This is a genomic window from Cupriavidus sp. HMR-1 (assembly GCF_000319775.1).
In the GTDB taxonomy this organism is placed as follows: Bacteria; Pseudomonadota; Gammaproteobacteria; order Burkholderiales; family Burkholderiaceae; genus Cupriavidus; species Cupriavidus metallidurans.
This window is the reverse complement of sequence record NZ_ANKP01000234.1, coordinates 30473-49468: the sequence shown is the minus strand read 5'-3', so window position 1 is coordinate 49468 and position 18996 is coordinate 30473. Positions and strand designations below refer to the sequence as shown.

Genomic DNA, 18996 nt, shown 5'->3' with positions numbered 1-18996 from the left:
CGCGTTCGTTCGGCAGTTCAGCCAGGTTTGGCTTTGCCTGGACGGGGGAAGTCGTCTTCATCGAGACGCATCGTCTCTATCTTCAATGCCAATTGGGTGGGGCTCAACCCCCTGCGCATCGCACTGCGCAAGCTCACCTCCAAAATGCGCCAGCCCAATGAGTCGCCGTTCGTGAGCACAAAGTCCTGCCCAGGTGGCGCCCCGAGGCGTTGCATGAAGCCATGGGCCAGTTCGCCAGTAGGAATCTCCTGCCCACCCTGCTCGGCGAGGCTCATGAGCGCAGAAGCGGTCGCTTGCGGGTCTTGCGTAGGGATGCCTTCCAGCGCAACGGGCAGCACGATCATTCGGTCGGGGCTGACCATCGCGGCCAAATCGTCCTGCGCAGTCGGCCCCGGCGTGAGAGACAGCCGAACCCATGCCTCGCCCCACTGCAGAAATCTTGTATGGGACATGCCCGGATGCTCATCGAGAAACAAGCATCGGGGCGCCACTGGCTCCTGAAGCAGGTTGAAAACGGTGCGCAGGTGCGCCCATTCACCTTGGTCGCTCCAGGTGTGCACCATGTCCGACCGAAGCTGCCCACCTTGAACTCCCAGGTAGTAAAGCAACGCCGTCACGCGCGCCGCAGAGATGACCTGCGGTCTGCCTTTAAGCCATGCAGACAGGTTGGCCGCGCGAATGCCGGTGGCGTCAAACACCGCTGCCAACGTGAGGCCTCGCAGACGCAAGAGCGCACCGGCCAGTATGGGGAGTTGCTCGCTGCTCAAGGCAGACATGTCGGCCTCCAAAAGAATCACAGTAAATCACTATAACCAAGGCCAATGCGGCAAGCGAGCGCTGGATCATCGCGCTTTACATTGTTATAGTAAGTTATAGTGAATCGCAAGAGGCCGCCATGACTCGTCCTAACAGCCGTCGCCCCATGAGCCGCGCCGCCTACCAAGCTCGCCTGGCCGCCTTGAAAGCCGAGCACCCATGGCTGGCCAAGCAGGTGGTGGAGCCCGCCCCTGGCCACTTGGCGGTGCTGGCCCATTTCGTGGGCCAGTGCGAGCTGCTGATGAAGCCGGCCGACTACCGCCACCTGCCGCTGTTTTGCGCCACCAACCAGCGCGACAAGCTCAGCCTGCGGGTGGAACTGGTGGGCGCCAGCATCAACAGGGACAGGGCTTTGTCGGATCTGATTGAGGCCGCCCGACATGCCGCCCAACAACATTGCCCGGTTTGCTCGGCGCCCGTGATTGGCGGCGATGCGAATGCAGGCCAGGGAGTCCGCTGTAAGCAGCATGAGTCCACCATCGGGCTCTTCGCCGAAGACCTCAAGCGCAATCACAAACTGGCGGTAGCGGCAGGGCTACTCCCGGCCACCACCAAGCCCGAGGAGTCGGTGCGTGGCGAGCCGCTCGATCCGTCCATCGACGATGCCGTACACGCGCTAGTGCAGTCGCTGCCCGACATGAAGCCACCGGCAGCGGGGCTGGATCAGCCCGCCCCGCAGGCACCTCGGGCAACACCCCAAATCGCGTTTCTGGACGCCGCAGGCCTGCGCAGCTTTGTCGAACGCCACCGCGCCAAGCCCGACGAGAAGGGCAAGCGGGCGCAGTACATCGCCGAACGCATCCGGGCTGCTGGCCACGAACGACGCAAGCTGAGTGAGCTGCCCGATGACTGGACAGAACTGATCGAAGACTTCCAGCGCGACTTTCCCAACCTCGCGGAACTGGCCGAGGTACTGCACGACCACTTCGCCCTGCATGCGATGGGCGATGGCCGTGTGGCATGGTCGCCTATCCTGCTGGTCGGCCCGGCCGGGATCGGCAAGACGGAGGCTGCCCGCTGGCTGGCTGGGCGGCTGAGCCTTCCCTTCCGTGTGATCGACATGGCCAGCACCCAATCCAGCTCACCGCTGGCGGGATCGGAATCGTTCTGGTCGAACTCGGAGCCCGGCGTGGTGTTTGAGCTGCTGGCGTACCAGCCGCTGGCCAATCCGGTGATCGTGCTGGACGAGCTCGACAAGACCGACCAGCAACGTCAGTACGACCCACTCGCGGCGCTCTATACCCTGCTGGAACCTCGCAGCGCGCGCGACTTCATCGACCTCTCGATCCGCGACTTCGCTATCGACGCCAGCCACGTGAACTGGATCGCAACGGCCAACAGCATCGAAGGCATCCCGGCGCCGCTGCTGTCGCGCATGACCGTGCTTCAGGTGCAGGCCCCAAATGCAGAACAGGTGGCTCACATCGCCCAACAAATGTACGGCCGCATGCGGGCAGAGAGCCCCTGGGGATCGGTCTTTGCGCCGAAGCTGGATGAACAGGTGGTGGAGGAGCTGAAGCGCCTGCCGCCGAGAAGCTTGGGGTTGGCACTGAAGCGCGCCCTGGGGCGCGCAGCACGGGAAGAGCGGGATCACATTCAGGTGTGCGACCTGCCGGACCTGTCTGCCGCAACTCGCAAACCGATGGGGTTCACGGCATGAGACCGCTCCAAGGCGCACGCCCCGTACGGGTGTGAGCGTTTCAGCGCAGCCGCCCTGTGTGGCCAACAACGCTGGCAGGCAGTGTGCCGGTTGAGCATGGGCGCAACTCAGAGCGTTGCGTACGAGAGACGCTGAGGGCCCGGCGCAGCACCCATCCTCGTCGGAGTGGGCGGATCGGCATGCAGCCACAGCAAGAAGATCAAAACAGAAAATTTCTTCAGCGGTCGCGCGGGAGTCGAAATGACGCCAGAAATCTAACCTTTCGACTGTTGCCGATGTGCGCAACGCCACCATTGAAAGGTTCCCCCATGTCCAAGTCCTCTGCCAAGTCCACCCCGATGACCAGCCAGGCAGCCGCTCGCATCCAATCGTCTACCGCCAAGTCCAACGGCGGTCACGTGGCAGCTGGTAGCTTCGCTGCGCGGGCACAGAGCGCCGCTGCCGCGAATCAAAGCGGCACCAAGGGCTCGAAGTAACCGGAGCTGAGCCTGGCGCCAGCGATGGCGCCAGGCCTGAAGTTGAACATGAGATACAGCAACGACAAGACGGTCTCCGCCCTGGTGCGGACACTGGTCCGCTCAGGTTGGCAGTACGTGAACGGCAAAACGCATGGCAAGCTTGTCGCGCCAAATGGCCGCAGGCTTGCGGTGCCGGGAACGCCGAGCGACTGGCGGGCCAGCCTGAATTTCCGCAGGGACATTCGCCGCATCGCCGCGACCAAGTGACCATGACAAAACTACAGCCCCCTTACCCCAGATTCGGCGAATGCGTCTCGGCCTTGGCCGGTGCAATTGACGCTAACAAGACCGGCAGTGACGTTGGACGCTTGGCCCGAGAAGGCGATTTCGACTGGGAGCGACTGGATACGGTCATTGCCGAACTACTCGTTGACAGCATTGCAACAGTCGTCGGAGATCCAACCCGCCAAATCTTTGAGCGCTGGGTTGCCGCCGTTCGGTCTGCCTACACCACGCTTGTGCTGGACGTGTCATTGGATGCCCTGGGACGCAACGATGTCCTTCCAGTATTGGTCGAGCACTTCTTTGCTCCGGCCGGCGGACAACTGCTGCGGCAAATCAGCGCCGACATCCCGGGCCCTGATTTGCAGCTTTTGCTCGCGGACAACCAGCAACCACTGCAGGTGACGCTCGAATGGCTGGATAGCGCCGTCGGGGGTCCCGTAGAGAAACTGCTGTATCCAGGAAGCACTGGATCGGCTCGGGTCGAGCAGGAAAAGGTCCGAAAGTGGCGTACCGGCACCGACATTCCATCAGCGCAAAGCATCAAGCTGTTCCACCAAAGGTTGACCGAACGCTGGAAGCCGCTCCCTGCCAGCCCTGTTTGGCTGATGATTGCTTCTGCCCTGTCGAGGCTAGAAAAGCAATCGGCGGCACCGCTGCGGTCGTTGTTGCACCTATACGTACAAGGGAGCACTCCGCCCAGGAGGCCCATTGACAAGCTGCTATCCGAGTTGGTCGTCCGCGCCGGACACGCATGGCCCGAACTCGCTGAGCCTGGCCGACAGCTTTGGCATGACCTCCGCCGCACGTCGGCAAAGCAGCCTGGCGATCAAGAGCGGACATGGCAGCAAATCGAAGCACTGGAGCGGCTGGCCACAACCAGCGACCCGGAAGGACGCACCGCTTATCACTACAGCTGGATGAAAGGCCGCTGGCATGTGCTGTCCGGGCAGTATCAGGAAGCGCTTCCGCACTACAAGAAGGCGTTCGAACAGGCGTGCTATCGAGCAGGGCACCAAGTCAAGGACATCATTTCCGAAGCGTCATGCCTGTCAGCCTTTCTACCGAAGGAACGGGTGTTCCTGAAGCAGCTCAAGCACGTGGGCATCACACTTGGGCTGTACCGCAAGCCTGAAGCGGGATCGGTTATCGAAGATTGGGAACTTGATCAGCTCGCACTGCAGCTACCACTCGAATTTCCAGCATGCGGACGATTCGCGGAATGCCAGCAAGATCTCGCAGATGAGCCCATTCAAGGATGGCTTTTCATCGACCGAGACGCTATTGCCAAATTAAAACCCGACCTCAAGACACCGAGTCGCGTACGGGCCGTGCATTCTGCAGATGGGCAGGTTCGCCGCTGGCCACAGTTACGCCTGTTTGCTTCGTTTGGGCTTGTTGAGCAAGTCGAAGCTCTGCTCGACGCGGGGGCCTCGGTAGACGACCTGGACAGCTCAAATGCATCCGCACTGCTCTGTGCACTTCAGCACGCAGAACAGACGGGGAGGCGCGAGGTACTGGACCTGCTTTTGGACAAGCCCCATCAACGTGCCACGATCAATGCGGTTACCCGGCGAAAGCAACTAACGCCATTGATGTGCGCGATCGATTTGGGGCTACCGGATGTCGTCGAGACCCTGGTCATGCAAGGAGCAGATGTTGAGCAGCGCGCGTTGACCGACAGCCAGTCACCGCTGTACTACCTGGTGAGCCGGTTGTCTGGCAGGGTGAACCCAACGCGGATGCTGGTCACTCTGACTGCGCGAATGATGCAGGAGCCAGACTTGGTGCTTCAGGACACCTTACGACGATTCGGCGTCGGAGTCGCAGGCGCCTTCGGTTCAAACTCAGCCGCTTTGCGCTCGCATCAAGAACTGGCAATTGCTGTGGCCAAGGCACTGGTTGACCAGCACGTGTCAAGGCAATCCGGTTCCAAGTTGATGCGAATCGCCGCAACACTTCTGGACGTAGGAGCCAACCCGAATGCATCTCACAAATACCCTGTTCCTGGCCGAACTCCGCTGATGCTGGCGGCTGAAAGCGACTTGCCCGAGCTGTTTGATTTGATGATCCAACGTGGTGGTGATCCACTCAGGCCAGATGCACACGGGCAAGACAGTTGGCAGATCGCGCGCGCCTTTCAGTCAAGGCGGGTGCTCAACTACCTGAGCCGAAGTTCTTGTTGACGCCAGGCCCTTGGCATTTGCGCCTCTGGGCTCGGGGCTGTGACAGTAAGCACATCGGACGATTACGGTAATTACCGTAATTACGATAGCCGTTGCTCGCCGTCAGTCCCGCTGGTGCGCCTGACTACACGCGTGGCAGAACCACGTGCGCTGCCACCGGCGCTTCGCGGCACTGTATGCCTTCGCCTGGGTACGCCAGCCCTTCATCAGCAGCCAGCCCAGCACGATGAGTCCCAAGCCGACAGCCGCTTGCTTCCAGTTGTAGCTCAGGCCCGCCAAACCGACGTACACGCACTCACGTGCCAACAACGGGCAAACCGTCATCGACATGTAGATGATGATGCCGCCTATCCCATAGGCTCCAATGAATCGCAGCGGTGATGGCGGCGCAGGTGGGGCGCAGTGCTGGGCCAACGCCGTGGACAGGGAGCCCTGGCTACTGCCTTGGACGAACTGACCATCTGAGGTGACCGCCGTGTGCGTTGCGTGGAACTGCTGCGTGCCGCCCGAATGCACAACGGCCATCGGCTGGATGTGCGTGCTGCCGCAACTCGGGCATTGCATCGACATGCTCAGCCCTCCGAACCTTCGGTGTTGACGGTGCAGGTCAGCGTGGCTTCGCCGCCCTCCATGCCCGCCGACAACACGCCGACCTTGGTCAAACGGCCATAGGTCTTACCGTCCTTACCCAGCTTCAGCGAGGCGGACTTCGCAAGTTGCTGGACCGTGATGCCGGGCAAGTAGCTGCGGTAGGTTTGCTCACCCCCGTCACGTGACACCGCTACCTTGCGGACGCGGACCCCATAGACGTTGATGGGCTCGGCGAGCGTGACCGGCGTGACGCCTTGATCTGGATTCCACCCCGACAGCTTGAGCATGGACTCAGCCAATTCAAATCGTGGACCGATGGCCGCGCAGCCCAGCGCCTGTTCGAGTTGCGCCTTGCTCTTGGCGTCCACGGGCTGCGACGCTCCGTTGCTGGAAACAAGAGGCACGGTGGGCTTGATGGGCGCATTGGTGTCATACCCCACCAACCAAATATTGGTCGGTGCGCCCGGCTGCCAGCCTGTGTCGAGCACCAGTTGCTGGACAAACCCCTGGAAGGCGAGCTGTTGCCGCTCGCTGATCGGCTGCCGGTCGGGGATGACCAGCATGGGCGGCTTGGGGCCAACGGTACGGACATTTCCGCTGTGGTCAACCGCCATCTGTTGCATGAAGAGGTGCAAATTGGCGGCATTGTTCGCTGCAAAGCTGACTGACTGACCCCAGCAGACCGAAAAGCCCGGCACTACCTCTGATTTGCTCTTGCTCCACCAAATCGTGGCGGTTGCCGACCAGCAGTCGCTCCGGGACCAGTCCGTCACCGTGACGGCCACACGGGGAAAGTGCGTCTTTGCCGTACCGTCGTAGGGATGCTTGCTGAAGATGCCGGCCAAACGCGTCGTGCGGACGCTTGGCAAGGCGGCACCTTTTTGGCGCTCAAAGTTGTCGGGGGTGGCGGTTTGAGCAGACTGGACCTGGGCGCCCAGTGAGAGCCGCACCTTGGTTGATCCGTCCGGTTGCGCTTGGGTGGTTACGCACCCTGAAAGCGTCTGAATCAGAGCCAGTACGCAGATGGATGTCATCGAGCGCTGGCTGGACGCCTTGCGATGACTGCGTGACGTCACGTAGCCTGTGGTGTGGAGTCGTCGCAAGCCTTCCATGATCTCGTTTCCCTCTCGAATGTTATCTATAGACACGTGTCAATAGTGTACATATTCGGAAGACTCGCTGTCCATGAGACCGAGTCGAAACCAGTCGTTGATCGAAGCCTTGGGGGTGGAGATCAAGGTGCGCCGCTTAGAACTCGGCTTGTCGCAGGAGGACCTGGCTGGGCGCTGTGAGTTGGATCGGCCCTACATCACCTTGATCGAGAGCGGGCGGAAGCAGCCCACCATCAGCGTGCTGCATCGGCTGGCTGGAGCTTTGGAGTGGTCGCTTGCGGAAATGTGTGGCCGCGTCGAGGTGCGCTACCAGGCAATGGCAGCGTGATTGGCACAACCTGACGTGCTGCGATGGGTAGCGTCAGAGCTTGAGCAGCACGGCGTAGGCCCCAATGGCAGCAAGAGATGCTGCGCATGCCACGGTTGCCAAGGTCACCTTGACCTTGTCGAGGATGGGTACTGGTGAGTCATCCTCATCTGATTCAGAGGATGTCGAGAAGGGCAGATACAGAAGCCCCCCCAAGCCCAGTGCGGCCAACAGGTGCGTCTTGTATGGCCAGCCCGCGTGAAACATGCCCGCCGTCAGAAGGCAAAGCCCAGCGCAGCAAGCAGCGATGATCGCCCAGGCCCGCAAACGCTCACCCTGTGAGGTGGGCGCTAAAGGTACATCGGCCGTGAGGCGCATCGACATGATGATCGCTGCCGCCATGGCAATGCCTTGTGTCGCGGCAATCACGGCAAGCTGATTCAATGCTCTCTCTCCGGCCAAAAGTAGTCAAAGGTGGATGATGCGCCGGTCGCTCCGACAGCAGCCCCCACGAACATCATGACACCGACCACCCAGCCCGCAGGGTTGCTGGCCACCGCGACAACGCCGACCGTGGCCACAGCACCACCAGCAAAGCCACCCGCAACCGTGGCGCCTTCCTTGGCCGCCTGACGAGGCTTGTCTTCAGCAGTGGCAACGTTGTAGACGGCGAACGCGAGGGTCGCCACCAAAAAAACTCGCCCCGCAGCGCCGTACAGCTTCACGCGCATGTTGACGCCATGATTGGACTTGCCTGCGCTCTCGACGATCTGCACCCAAACCTTTTCCTTCTGCACGGAGGTCAGCGACTCGAACGGCCTCCCGAACATTTCATTGGCCTTCAGGCTCTGCATGTAGTCCAGTGGTCGTCCGGATGCTTTCATGTCTTTTGACAAGGCCAGGCCGAAGTCGGTGAGCTTTGCGCGTGTCAGCTCCATGATTTGATTGCGGATAGCATTCGCCGTCCTGGCCGCTTCGTGCGGGGTGATCTTGCCCTCTTTCACGAGCTGAATCAGTTCTGCCCTGGCGGCGGCTGTCTTGCGGGTGTAGTCGGCGCGCGCAGATGGGTCTTTGATGATGCTCTCGGCAAACGCAGCAGAGGCCGCTTCCATGCCCTGAAGTGCCATGGCAAGCTCGTTGCCTTGTGCCTGCGCTGGCCTCGTGTCGCTCTTGACTGTGGACTGAGATTTTTGGGTCGTGATGACCCTGAGTGCTGGGCCGTTAGCCATCGATTGCTTCCCCGAGGATTTCACAAGTCACTTCGGCAGCGAAGCTGCCTGTGGGGATCGCGGAGGTTTGCCCCTTCTCATCGGTCACGCCCTCAATGACGTGCCCCCTCCAACGCAGACGGTACGGCTGCTTGGCCAAGGGCATGTCGGTCAAATCGCATCTCAGCACAAAGCGATGGTCGAACAAGGCCTGGATCGCTTCGTTGGCGGCTTGGGCAGCCGCTGCACCCGAGCTGGCCGTCACGGCCTGAGCCCCATGGCTTGTGTTTGATGAGCCACCGCCGTCACCCACACGAGAGACAACCTGGCTGGAGATCAGCACAGCGCCACATGCGCACAGATCGCCGTGTCGAGCCACTGGGGCGCCATCCACGATCATGGTCGGGTCACCCGTCACGATAACGGTGGTGCCATGGCCCTTCTTTGGGCAAGTGACTTGGTCACCGACGCGTGCCAAGCGCTTGCCGTGGGTGTCTGTGGTTTGCGTGGACCCGATGACCACACCACCATGGCTGGTCTTGTCACCGATCACGATGAATGGCCTCATTGCTTCCCCTGTAACTTTTGGGAAGCAAATCTAGCAGGCCCGACGACAGCCTCAAGGTCTCACCGAGTAACAAAGCGTTGCCTGACTGCTGCCATCTCGCTGTCTTGTGGCTTGTCCACAGAAGTGGCGCCCCCACTACCAGTTGAGCTACCTGAACGCTATCAGAAGCCCTATCTGTACAGAGCAGGGGCGATCTATCGAACAAGCCCGGGGTGATCTATCGAGGAAAGCCTGCGGTCAGCAGGGGTGATCTATCGAAATCTGGCAGGGGCGATTTATCGTGGACAACTCCGGCTGTCCACGACCTTGTCCACATCAACCGAGCTTCTTGGCCAGGTCCTCAGCGCGAGGGTGGTAGTAGCGCTTGAGCATGCGCAGGTCTTTGTGGCCGGTGACCGCCGACAGCTCCAGGACGTTCGTCAGCTTCTCGGCCAAGCGCGATGCCGCCTCGTGGCGTGTGTCGTGAAAATGAACGTCTTCAAGAAAGCCCGCAGCAGGGCGGCGCTTGGCTTGTTTGCAGTCGGCACGGTATTGCTCTTGAGCGCGCTCAATGGCTCGGGCAAAGCCCTTGCGCAATGCCAATGCAGTGGTTGGAAAGACAGGGCCCGTCCTTTGGGGGTCTTCGATGTCACTGTCCTCTTCGTCAACCTCTGGCAGAGGCAGCGCCTGAAGGATGGCGACGGCCCGCGTGGACAAGGGTACTGTTCTGGGATCACCGTTCTTGGTGTCGGGCAAGTGGGCGGTCTGGCGCTTGAGATCCACGTTTTCCCACGTGAGCGACAGCAGCTCACCACGTCGCATGGCAGTTTCGATGGCCAGTTTGACCAATGGCAGCAGCCAGGGGTTGCGGGCGCCCTTGCTGAACGTGCCATCGGCCAAGCGCTCACCACCTGTCAGGGCGGCCAGGAGGTAGGTTTCTTCCTCGGCTGAAAACCGGCGATCACGAGCCCGCGCCTTCTCGGGGCGCTTGATCAGTGGGATCGGGTTTTCAACATGCACGCCCCATTCGCGACGGGCATGGTTGAAGACGGCAGACAGCACATCAATCTCGCGATTGACGGTAGCGCCACCGACCTGCTTGAGTCGCCGGTCGCGCCAACTGGCCACGGCAGTGCTGGTGACCGCCGACATCTTGAGCTTGGGCAGGGTCGCGTCTTTCATGATGACGTCGATCTTCACGGACTCGATGTCGGCCGATTTCTTGGACGGCGTGACCTCCGTTTGATAGCGGCGCAGAATGGCTCCGAGGGTGTTCTTCTCAGCCTCGCGCCGATCCACCACACCGCCCGTGTCGGCGGCACGCTCCAGCTCACGAACCCACTTCTCGGCGTCCTCTTTGTAGGAGAAGGTGCGTGACTGTGCGGGGTAGCCCTTGCGCCGCACCTTGGCTTGCCACTGCAATTCGCCGCGTTTCGTGATCGTGCCCATGTCTCTTGTGTCCCAAATTTGTCCCAATTAATGCTGGGACAGCTTATAACACCAGTGGATACAGGGCAAGTGCCTAGCGTTCGGGACGTAGAGGCCGGAGGTTCGAATCCTCTCACCCCGACCAGATTTCAAAAAAGCCGGATCCTCGCATGTGGATCCGGCTTTTTGCTTTGTGGCCCACCCCGGCCACGGCACCCTCCACGGCGCCCTTTTTCGCGTCGATTCCCCCGCCCCGCGCAAGTAGGGTTGCGCCGCTGTCGCACAAACGCCAACGCGCGCGCAACCGAGCTTTACAAAAAGTGACCCCAGCGGCAAACTGCCCCGGTCCGGGACACATGCCCCCGCCGATCCCGCCGCAGTCAACCGCGCCGCCGTTCACCAGCCCGAACGCGCGCACCTTGCACAGTATTTCGCCATGACACTAGGCCTCGCGCTTGCCCAGAGCCGGCGGATCGCGCCGGCTCTGCTTGCCCAGTTGGAGCAATCGGCCCGGGAAAAGAAGACGCAGCTGATCGACGAGATCATTGGCAGCGGCACCATGTCCGCCCATGACGTCGCCGTGTTCGCCGCCGACAAGTACCAGCTCCCGCTGCTCGACCTCTCCGAATACAACCTCAGCCGCGTGCCGTCGGCACTCTCGGGCAACCGCGAGTTCCATGCGCACCGGCTCCTGCCGCTGGGCCGTCGGGAAAACCGCCTGATCGTCGCGATGTCCGATCCCGCCAACCAGGCCGGCGTCGAGGTGATCCGCCAGAAGTTCAGCCTGCCCGTGGAAACGGTCGTCGTCGAACACGACAAGCTGATGAAGCATGTCCGATCCGCCGGCGAGGCACTTGGCACGCTCAAGAACGCCCTGCCGACGCCCACGGCTCAGAAGATGATCGACTATGACCCGGTGGCCGCCGCAAGCGCGCGCAAGGTCCCCGGCGCCAACGACATCGACGACGCGCCGGTGGTGCGCTTCCTGCAGAAGCTGCTGACGGAAGCCTTCCATCGCGGCGCGTCGGACCTTCACTTCGAACCGTTCGAGTTCTTCTACCGCATTCGCTTCCGCGTGGACGGCGTGCTGCAGGAAGTCGCGCGGCCACCGCTCGATATCCGCGACAAGATCGCCACGCGCATCAAGGTGCTGTCGCGCCTGGACATCTCGGAAAAGCGCGTGCCGCAGGACGGCCGGATGAAGCTGCTGATCTCGATGCCAAAAGACAAGGACGGCAAGGAGACCGTCGACAAGGCGATCGACTTCCGCGTCTCCACGCTGCCCACGTTGTTCGGCGAAAAGATCGTGATGCGGATTCTCGATTCGTCGTCCGACAAGCTCGACATCGACCAACTCGGCTACGAGCCGCAGCAGAAGGCACTGCTGCAGGAAGTGATCAAGCGGCCGTACGGAATGGTGCTGGTGACTGGCCCGACCGGCAGCGGCAAGACTGTGTCGCTCTATACGTTCCTGAACATGCTGAACCAGGGCGACATCAATATCTCCACGGCGGAGGATCCGGCCGAAATCCAGTTGCCCGGCATCAATCAGGTCAACGTGAACGACAAGGCCGGCCTGACCTTCGCCGCCGCGCTGAAATCGTTCCTGCGCCAGGATCCCGACGTGATCATGGTCGGCGAAATTCGTGACCTCGAGACGGCCGACATCTCCATCAAGGCCGCGCAGACCGGTCACCTGGTACTGTCCACGCTGCACACGAACGACGCGCCGACCACGCTGACACGCCTGATGAATATGGGCGTGGCACCGTTCAACATCGCCTCGTCGGTCCTGCTGATCACCGCGCAGCGTCTGGCGCGCCGGCTTTGCACCTGCAAGCGCGAGGGCGACCTGGCGCCGCAGGTGCTGATCGACGCAGGCTTCCAGGAATCAGACCTCGACGGCACATGGAAGCCCTATCACCCGGTGGGCTGCGACCGATGCAGCGGTAGCGGCTACAAGGGGCGATGCGGTATCTACCAGGTCATGCCGATTACCGAAACCATTCAACAGATCATCCTGTCGCACGGCACGGCATTGCAGATTGCCGAACAGGCGCGCAAGGAAGGCGTGCTATCGTTGCGGGAAGCTGGCCTGCTCAAGGTCAAACAGGGCGTCACGTCACTCGAAGAAGTGCTGGCGACCACGAACACGTAAAACAAAGAACAAGTCTCAGGGGTCAAATCATGGCGACGCGCGCACCAGCGGCGGGCGCCCGGACGGCAGCGCCGTCTCGGGCGAAATCAGGGCGGAAGGCACCCACGCAGTACATCTTCGAGTGGGAAGCCAAGGACCGAAAAGGCAAGTCGTTCAAGGGCGAACAACGCGCCGAGAGCCAGTCCGAGGTCACCGCCTCGCTGCGCAAGCAGGGGCTGACCGTCGTCAAGATGAAGAAGCGCAAGGGCGCGCGCGGCAAGAAGATTACCGAGAAGGACATCGCCTACTTCACGCGCCAGCTCTCGACCATGCTCAAGGCGGGTGTGCCGCTGCTGCAGTCGATCGACATCATCGCGCGCGGCCACGCCAACCCGAACTTCACCCAGCTGCTCACTGTCATCCGCTCGGACATCGAATCGGGTAGCAGCATGGCCACGGCGTTCCGCCGACATCCGCAGTACTTCGATACGCTCTACTGCAACCTGATTGACGCTGGCGAACAAGGCGGTATTCTCGATGCACTGCTCGAACGGCTGTCTCTCTATATGGAGAAGAGCATCGCGCTGAAGAGCCAGATCAAGTCCGCGATGATCTACCCGATCGCCGTGCTGTCCGTGGCCTTTGCCGTGACGGTGATCCTGATGCTGTTCGTGATCCCGGCCTTCAAGGGCGTGTTCTCGAGCTTTGGCGCCTCGCTACCGGCGCCCACGATGGTCGTGATCAACATCTCCGACTTTTTCGTGCAGTACTGGTATCTCGTTATCGGCGCGCCAGTCTTCTCGATCATTGGCTATTTCCGCGCCCGCAAGAAGTCGGAGAAGGTGCAGCGCTGGCACGACAAGGTTCTGCTCAAGCTGCCGATCTTCGGCAGCCTGTTCCGCAAGGCGGTGGTCGCACGCTGGACGCGCACGCTGGCCACGATGTTCGCGGCAGGCACACCGCTGGTGGAGTCGATGGAATCGGTAGCAGGGGCCGCCGGCAACTGGATGTACTACGATGCCACGCGCGAAATCGAGCAGTCTGTGCGTATCGGCACCAGCCTGACCAACGCCATGCAGGCCACCCATGTGTTCGACAATATGGTGCTGCAGATGACTCAGATCGGCGAGGAGTCGGGCGCGCTGGACAGCATGCTGCTCAAGGTCGCCGAGTTCTACGAGCGCGAGGTCGACGACGCCGTGGCCGCCATCTCGAGCCTGATCGAGCCGCTGATCATCGTGGTGCTTGGCGTGCTGATCGGCGGCATGGTCATCGCCATGTATCTGCCGATCTTCAAGCTGGGCCAAGTGGTGTAACGCCGGGTGATGTAACGCATGCAAGCTGTCCTGTCATCGCTGGCGGCGTTGCCGCCAGCTTTCCTTATTGTCGCGGCAGGGGTCGTTGGCCTGATGGTCGGCAGTTTCCTCAACGTGGTGATCCATCGTCTGCCTAAGATGATGGAGTACGACGAGGCCAACTACATCGCGGAAATCCGCGATGAACCGTTGCCGCACCCAGAGCGCTATAACCTGATGGTGCCGCGATCCGCGTGCCCGAAGTGCGGCCACCAGATCGCCCCCTGGGAGAACATCCCCGTCATCAGCTACCTGTTCCTGCGTGGCCGCTGCAAGGCCTGCAAGACGCCGATCGGCATCCGCTATCCGCTCGTCGAACTGGTCACGGCGACGCTCAGCGGCCTGGCGATGTGGCACTTCGGTCCAACGGCGCAGGCGCTGGCTGCGATCGCGATGATCTGGGCGCTGGTCGCGTTGTTCATGATTGATGCCGACACCCAGCTTCTGCCAGACCAGATTACGCTGCCGCTGCTATGGCTGGGCCTGCTGCTGAACCTGCAGGGCCTGTTCGCGCCACTGGCGGATGCCGTCATCGGCGCTGCGGCGGGCTACCTGCTGCTGTGGAGCGTCTACTGGCTCTACAAGCTTGTGCGGGGCCGCGAGGGAATGGGCCACGGCGATTTCAAGTTGATGGCGGCGCTTGGCGCATGGTTCGGCTGGCAGGCACTGCCCGCCCTGATCCTGATGTCGTCGGTGGTCGGCGCCGTGCTTGGCGGCGCGATGCTGATCTTCCACCGCAAGAGTAGCGACACGACCTTCCCGTTTGGCCCGTACATTGTCGGCGCCGGGCTGATTGTCCTGTTCTTTGGCGCCGATGTAGTACCGCTGACGCTGGTGGCCGGACACTAGCCGACAACCGGCAGTTGCACGCAAAGCTGGTATCGTTGGCGACATTCACGACTGACTGACACCCTGTTCCATGCTGGAAATCGGACTGACCGGCGGCATCGGCTCCGGCAAGACCCGCGTCGCGGACATGTTCGCCGCGCGCGGCGCCGCGCTGATCGATACCGACATCATCGCCCACGAGATCACCGCGCCGGGCGGCCCCGCCATCGCGCCGCTCGTCGCGGCATTCGGGCCCGGATGCCTGCGCCAGGATGGGGCGATGGATCGCGACGCGATGCGGGCGCTCGTCTTCTCCGACCCATCGGCCAAGACCCGGCTCGAGGGCATCACCCATCCGCTGATTCGCCAGGTCACCGAGGCGCGGGCCACCGCCATCCGCGAAGCGGGCCACAACCCGTATCTGATCTACGTGGTACCCCTGCTCGTCGAATCGAGTACCTGGCGCGCGCGGGTCGGCCGCGTGCTCGTAGTCGATTGCCAGGAGGAAACCCAGATCTCCCGCGTGATGACCCGCAATGGATTCACGCGCGATCAGGTACTGGCGATCATGCGGCGACAGGCCACACGCGCCGAACGCATGGCCGTGGCCGACGACCTGATCGACAACGACGGGCCACCCGAAGCGCTGGACGCGCAAGTCGCGAAGCTCGATGCGCTATATCGCTCGCTTTCGGATACATCTGGAAACACATCCGAAAACGCGGCGCATCCGTGACATCCCCCATGCCCGATAGGGGCAGATTCGATTTGTCCTCGGGCCCTGACTCGCATAGAATGCGCTGAAACATGCCGGCAAATATGCGCGGTGTGACGAGTTCCGGCCAGGAACTCCACCCAGGCGCGAGTTGTCTTTGCATGGGCGAAAGCGGCACGGACAGCGCCAAAGCGCCTTCCCGACTGAAACAACCGCCAACCGGCGCGCAGCACGGACACCGACTTGATCCTGTACGAATATCCTTTCAACGAACGCATCAGGACACTCCTGCGCCTGGAGGACCTGTTCGATCGGCTGGATTATTTCCTCGGGCAGGAACATCCGCTTCAGCATCACGTCGCCATCACCACGATTTTCGAGATCATCGACGTGGCGGGACGTGCCGACCTCAAGACCGACCTGATCAAGGAACTCGAGCGCCAGCGCCAGGCCCTGGCGCCGCTGCGCTCCAATCCGCAGATTGATCAGGATGCGCTGGTCGCGGTGATCACCGAAATCGAGCAAGGCATTGCGGCGCTCAGCCAGACTGTCGGCAAGGCCGGCCAGTTGCTGGCCGACAATGAATGGCTGACCAGCATCCGCAGCCGCGCGATCATCCCCGGTGGCACCTGCGAGTTCGATCTGCCGGCGTACTACGCCTGGCAGCATCGCGACGCCGATGATCGCCGCGCCGACATCCTCAAATGGGCACGCCCACTAGCCTCGCTGCGCATGGGCGCTGGCATCGTGCTGCGCCTGCTGCGCGAGTCCGGCCAGAGCGGCAAGGTCATTGCCACCGGTGGCAGCTATCAGCAGATGCTGTCTGGCCGCAGCTACCAACTCATGCAGGTGTACCTGGACGAATCGCTGCTGGCCTTCATCCCCGAGATGAGCGCCAACAAGTACATGCTCTGGGTACGGTTCACGCAGCAGGATGGCGACATGCGACCCCGATCGGTGGATGCCGATATCCCCTTCCTGCTGAAGCTCTGTAATTTCTGAAGTCTCCGATGCCAGCCGTCGTCAAATGCCCCACCTGCGGCAAGGAAGTTGCCTGGGTGCCGGATAACAAGTTCCGTCCGTTCTGCTCGGAACGCTGCAAGCAGATCGACCTGGGCGCCTGGGCGTCCGAGAAGTATGTGATCGGTGGCAAGCCGGGCGAGACGCCGTCGCCGGACCTGCCGGAAGACGCCGAAGACTGATCGGATCGCTGCGCCCCTCTCACGCCAGGCGAAAGAGGGGAACCTGCGATAGCCGCGATATTGCCGAGTGCTACGGCCGGCCGGGCTAACGCGCAGCCAGCACCCGACGGCTGAATCCCACGCAGACCAGCACGAACACGGCCAGTCCCAGCCACTGCGCCGTAGTGCCAAACCCCTCGCCCACCAGTGCCAGCGGCGCCTCCTTGCCCGAGAGGCCGATCACCGCGGCCAGCGCAACGCCGACCAGGCTTTCACCCACGATCAGGCCCGAAGCAAGCAGCGTCCCGCGCCGCTCGGCATGGGCCAGCACCGTGGGCACATCGTCGCCACGCGCCTCGGCGCGCTTGCGCTCCGTGCGCAGCAACCACCACGACAACACCGCGCCCACCACCAGCGCTGAACTGATCGTCGGCGGCAGGTAGATGCCGATGCCGACTGCCAGTACGGGCAGCCGCGCCACGCCACCGCGATGGCGCAGCACTTCGTCAATCGCGATCAACACAACACCCAGCGCCACGCCAATCAGGATCATTGTCCAGTTGAGCTTGTGCGTGAAGATGCCCGTAGCGATCGCGGTCATCAACGTGGCCTGCGGAGCGGCCAGCGCCTGATTCGGGTCCATGTCGGCCCGGGGCAAGGCGCCGGCAAAGCCGTACGCGTGATAGAGCAGTTCGAGCACCGGCGGAATCACGGCGGCACCCACGGCGCAGCCGATCAGCAGCGCCACCTGTTGGCGCCACGGTGTGGCGCCAACCAGCCAGCCAGTCTTGAGATCCTGCAGGTTGTCATTCGAGATCGAGGCCACCGCCACGACAGCCGAGGTCGTGAAGATCGCCAGCGCAATCGCGTACTTGCCGCCCTCGGGCGCGTCGAGCAGGCCGTCCAGCGTGCCGATGCCAAGTATCAGCAGCGACACCAGGATCACAGCGATGATGCCGATGCCCGAGATCGGGCTGGCTGACGACCCCACCAGACCAGCCATATAGCCACATGCGGCAGCCACCAGGAAGCCGAACACGAAGGCGAACAGCACGGCACAGCCAACCAGACGCCAGGTGGCGCCGGTATCGAGCGGCGCCGGGGCCAGGAAGTATCCAAACGTCACTGCCAGCACCACCAGCAGGACCAGCGTGAGGGCGCCGATCCAGGCCATCGGCAAGTCGCGTTGCGTGCGCGGCACCGCGCCACCCGCCCCCGGCGCGCCGGCACGGAGGGCACCCATCGATGCACGCACGCCTTCCACCATCGGCTTGAACAGCGTGCCGAGCGTCCAGATCGCCGCGATACCGATCGTGCCCGCGCCGATGAAGCGCGCCTGCGTGCTCCACACGGCGGTACCGAAGCTGGACAGTGTGGCCCCCGCCGGCATCGGTGTGATGGCGGTCAGCCACGGTACCGCGATGCCCCAGGTCAGGAACAGGCCCAGCAGCATGGCCAGCCCGCCGACGATGCCGACCAGATAGCCGGCGCCCACCAGCGCGAGCGAGAAACCCGTCGAGAGGCGCACCACGGATGCGCCAACGGCCAGCCAGGCATTCGCCCCTTCGGCCAGAACCCGGAAACCACCCGCGGCAACGCTGAACAGGCCCGCAGCAACGCCACCTGCAACGAGGTCACCAAGCCCGGTCTCCTGTTTTCCATTGCCCTTATCCTGGCTCGCGCTCCCCACTCGCAGGATCTCGGCGGCGGCCACCCCTTCCGGATACGGCAGATCGCTGTGCACCACCATCGCGTGGCGTAGCGGGATGCTAAAGATCACACCGAGCATGCCACCCGCCGCGCAGATCGCCAGCGTCTGCCAGAACGGGAATCCCTGCCAGTGCCCCAGCATGACCAGGCCCGGCAGGATGAAGATGATCGACGACAGCGTGCCAGCCGCGGACGCCTGCGTCTGCACCATGTTGTTCTCGAGGATGTTCGCGCCCGGAAACAGCCGCAGCACGGCCATCGAGATCACGGCAGCGGGAATCGCCGAGGAGAACGTCAGGCCGACCTTGAGGCCGAGGTAGATATTGGAGGCGGTGAACACCACCGTGATCAGGGCGCCGAGGATGATGCCCCGCAGCGTCAGTTCGGGCAGAGAAACAGCGTCATCGATACGATCGACACGTTGCATTGAGCCTCCTGTGAGTGGTCTAAAAAAATTGCCCGGCAGGAGCCGGGC

General features: G+C 62.4%; 18 protein-coding genes and 1 pseudogene. 11 read left to right on the top strand and 8 right to left on the bottom strand.

Annotated features, from left to right (window positions below):
• Positions 1–17 precede the first annotated feature (17 nt).
• Positions 18–776 carry a helix-turn-helix transcriptional regulator gene (locus tag D769_RS23960; RefSeq protein WP_008650363.1) on the bottom strand — a complete coding sequence of 253 codons (759 nt, stop codon included), beginning with the start codon at positions 774–776 and terminating at the stop codon, positions 18–20.
• A gap of 146 nt (positions 777–922) precedes the next feature.
• On the opposite strand from D769_RS23960, the gene D769_RS23955 reads away from it, so the two are divergent.
• The 4 genes from D769_RS23955 to D769_RS23945 all read left to right on the top strand — a co-directional run bounded on the left by D769_RS23955 (position 923) and on the right by D769_RS23945 (position 5402).
• Positions 923–2476 (top strand): AAA family ATPase, encoded by a 1554-nt coding sequence (locus tag D769_RS23955; protein ID WP_008650362.1) that lies wholly within the window; start codon positions 923–925, stop codon positions 2474–2476.
• Positions 2477–2784: 308 nt separating this feature from the next.
• The gene (locus D769_RS32450; RefSeq protein ID WP_008650361.1) at positions 2785–2952 is read left to right on the top strand and encodes a hypothetical protein; all 168 of its coding nucleotides are present in this window, start codon (positions 2785–2787) and stop codon (positions 2950–2952) included.
• Between the two features lie 48 nt (positions 2953–3000).
• Positions 3001–3201: a hypothetical protein gene (locus D769_RS23950; protein WP_241227895.1), complete on the top strand. Its 201-nt coding sequence runs from the start codon at positions 3001–3003 to the stop codon at positions 3199–3201.
• 2 nt (positions 3202–3203) lie between these two features.
• Positions 3204–5402, top strand: a complete 2199-nt coding sequence (locus D769_RS23945; RefSeq protein WP_040011218.1) for an ankyrin repeat domain-containing protein — start codon at positions 3204–3206, stop codon at positions 5400–5402.
• Between the two features lie 102 nt (positions 5403–5504).
• Here D769_RS23945 and D769_RS23940 read toward each other — a convergent pair whose 3' ends face one another.
• Entirely contained in the window at positions 5505–5972 is a 468-nt protein-coding gene (locus tag D769_RS23940) for a hypothetical protein (protein ID WP_008650350.1), read from the bottom strand.
• Between the two features lie 2 nt (positions 5973–5974).
• Positions 5975–7105, bottom strand: coding sequence for a hypothetical protein (locus D769_RS23935; RefSeq protein WP_008650348.1), 1131 nt, complete (start codon positions 7103–7105; stop codon positions 5975–5977).
• A 97-nt stretch (positions 7106–7202) separates the two neighbouring features.
• Here D769_RS23935 and D769_RS23930 point away from each other — a divergent pair, with 97 nt between their 5' ends.
• Complete coding sequence (locus tag D769_RS23930; protein ID WP_235333949.1) at positions 7203–7433, top strand: helix-turn-helix transcriptional regulator; 231 nt, start codon at positions 7203–7205, stop codon at positions 7431–7433.
• A 33-nt stretch (positions 7434–7466) separates the two neighbouring features.
• Here D769_RS23930 and D769_RS23925 read toward each other — a convergent pair whose 3' ends face one another.
• The 4 genes and pseudogenes from D769_RS23925 to D769_RS23910 all read right to left on the bottom strand — a co-directional run bounded on the left by D769_RS23925 (position 7467) and on the right by D769_RS23910 (position 10616).
• Positions 7467–7856: a hypothetical protein gene (locus D769_RS23925; protein ID WP_008650344.1), complete on the bottom strand. Its 390-nt coding sequence runs from the start codon at positions 7854–7856 to the stop codon at positions 7467–7469.
• A complete protein-coding gene (locus D769_RS23920) occupies positions 7853–8539 on the bottom strand; it encodes a hypothetical protein (protein WP_008650342.1) in 687 nt (228 codons plus the stop codon). The genes D769_RS23925 and D769_RS23920 overlap by 4 nt, the downstream gene beginning before the upstream one ends.
• 406 nt (positions 8540–8945) lie before the next feature.
• Positions 8946–9188: pseudogene (locus D769_RS32790) on the bottom strand (PAAR domain-containing protein); the annotation flags it as partial.
• 315 nt (positions 9189–9503) lie between these two features.
• Entirely contained in the window at positions 9504–10616 is a 1113-nt protein-coding gene (locus tag D769_RS23910; protein ID WP_008650339.1) for a site-specific integrase, read from the bottom strand.
• Between the two features lie 415 nt (positions 10617–11031).
• Here D769_RS23910 and pilB point away from each other — a divergent pair, with 415 nt between their 5' ends.
• The 6 genes from pilB to D769_RS23880 all read left to right on the top strand — a co-directional run bounded on the left by pilB (position 11032) and on the right by D769_RS23880 (position 16832).
• Complete coding sequence (gene pilB / locus D769_RS23905) at positions 11032–12753, top strand: type IV-A pilus assembly ATPase PilB (protein WP_008650337.1); 1722 nt, start codon at positions 11032–11034, stop codon at positions 12751–12753.
• A 29-nt stretch (positions 12754–12782) separates the two neighbouring features.
• Entirely contained in the window at positions 12783–14048 is a 1266-nt protein-coding gene (locus D769_RS23900) for a type II secretion system F family protein (RefSeq protein WP_008650336.1), read from the top strand.
• 18 nt (positions 14049–14066) lie between these two features.
• Positions 14067–14936, top strand: a complete 870-nt coding sequence (locus D769_RS23895; protein ID WP_008650335.1) for an A24 family peptidase — start codon at positions 14067–14069, stop codon at positions 14934–14936.
• A gap of 70 nt (positions 14937–15006) precedes the next feature.
• Positions 15007–15651 (top strand): dephospho-CoA kinase, encoded by a 645-nt coding sequence (gene coaE / locus D769_RS23890; RefSeq protein WP_008650333.1) that lies wholly within the window; start codon positions 15007–15009, stop codon positions 15649–15651.
• 222 nt (positions 15652–15873) lie between these two features.
• Positions 15874–16632 carry a cell division protein ZapD gene (gene zapD, locus D769_RS23885; RefSeq protein WP_008650332.1) on the top strand — a complete coding sequence of 253 codons (759 nt, stop codon included), beginning with the start codon at positions 15874–15876 and terminating at the stop codon, positions 16630–16632.
• A gap of 8 nt (positions 16633–16640) precedes the next feature.
• Positions 16641–16832: a DNA gyrase inhibitor YacG gene (locus tag D769_RS23880; protein ID WP_008650330.1), complete on the top strand. Its 192-nt coding sequence runs from the start codon at positions 16641–16643 to the stop codon at positions 16830–16832.
• A gap of 85 nt (positions 16833–16917) precedes the next feature.
• Here the strand turns inward: D769_RS23880 and D769_RS23875 are convergent, their stop codons facing one another.
• Positions 16918–18948 (bottom strand): oligopeptide transporter, OPT family, encoded by a 2031-nt coding sequence (locus tag D769_RS23875; protein WP_008650329.1) that lies wholly within the window; start codon positions 18946–18948, stop codon positions 16918–16920.
• Between the last annotated feature and the right edge of the window lie 48 nt (positions 18949–18996).

Excerpts from the sequence above, each read along its gene's own strand:
- D769_RS23955 (WP_008650362.1), top strand. The coding sequence starts at position 923 with ATGAGCCGCGCCGCCTACCAAGCTCGCCTGGCCGCCTTGAAAGCCGAG.
- D769_RS23910 (WP_008650339.1), bottom strand. The coding sequence starts at position 10,616 with ATGGGCACGATCACGAAACGCGGCGAATTGCAGTGGCAAGCCAAGGTG.
- D769_RS23880 (WP_008650330.1), top strand. The coding sequence starts at position 16,641 with ATGCCAGCCGTCGTCAAATGCCCCACCTGCGGCAAGGAAGTTGCCTGG.
- D769_RS23920 (WP_008650342.1), bottom strand. The coding sequence starts at position 8,539 with ATGGCACTTCAGGGCATGGAAGCGGCCTCTGCTGCGTTTGCCGAGAGC.
- D769_RS23900 (WP_008650336.1), top strand. The coding sequence starts at position 12,783 with ATGGCGACGCGCGCACCAGCGGCGGGCGCCCGGACGGCAGCGCCGTCT.
- D769_RS23960 (WP_008650363.1), bottom strand. The coding sequence starts at position 776 with ATGTCTGCCTTGAGCAGCGAGCAACTCCCCATACTGGCCGGTGCGCTC.
- D769_RS23950 (WP_241227895.1), top strand. The coding sequence starts at position 3,001 with ATGAGATACAGCAACGACAAGACGGTCTCCGCCCTGGTGCGGACACTG.
- D769_RS23875 (WP_008650329.1), bottom strand. The coding sequence starts at position 18,948 with ATGCAACGTGTCGATCGTATCGATGACGCTGTTTCTCTGCCCGAACTG.
- D769_RS23940 (WP_008650350.1), bottom strand. The coding sequence starts at position 5,972 with ATGTCGATGCAATGCCCGAGTTGCGGCAGCACGCACATCCAGCCGATG.
- D769_RS32450 (WP_008650361.1), top strand. The coding sequence starts at position 2,785 with ATGTCCAAGTCCTCTGCCAAGTCCACCCCGATGACCAGCCAGGCAGCC.
- D769_RS23945 (WP_040011218.1), top strand. The coding sequence starts at position 3,204 with ATGACAAAACTACAGCCCCCTTACCCCAGATTCGGCGAATGCGTCTCG.
- pilB (WP_008650337.1), top strand. The coding sequence starts at position 11,032 with ATGACACTAGGCCTCGCGCTTGCCCAGAGCCGGCGGATCGCGCCGGCT.
- coaE (WP_008650333.1), top strand. The coding sequence starts at position 15,007 with ATGCTGGAAATCGGACTGACCGGCGGCATCGGCTCCGGCAAGACCCGC.
- D769_RS23895 (WP_008650335.1), top strand. The coding sequence starts at position 14,067 with ATGCAAGCTGTCCTGTCATCGCTGGCGGCGTTGCCGCCAGCTTTCCTT.
- D769_RS23935 (WP_008650348.1), bottom strand. The coding sequence starts at position 7,105 with ATGGAAGGCTTGCGACGACTCCACACCACAGGCTACGTGACGTCACGC.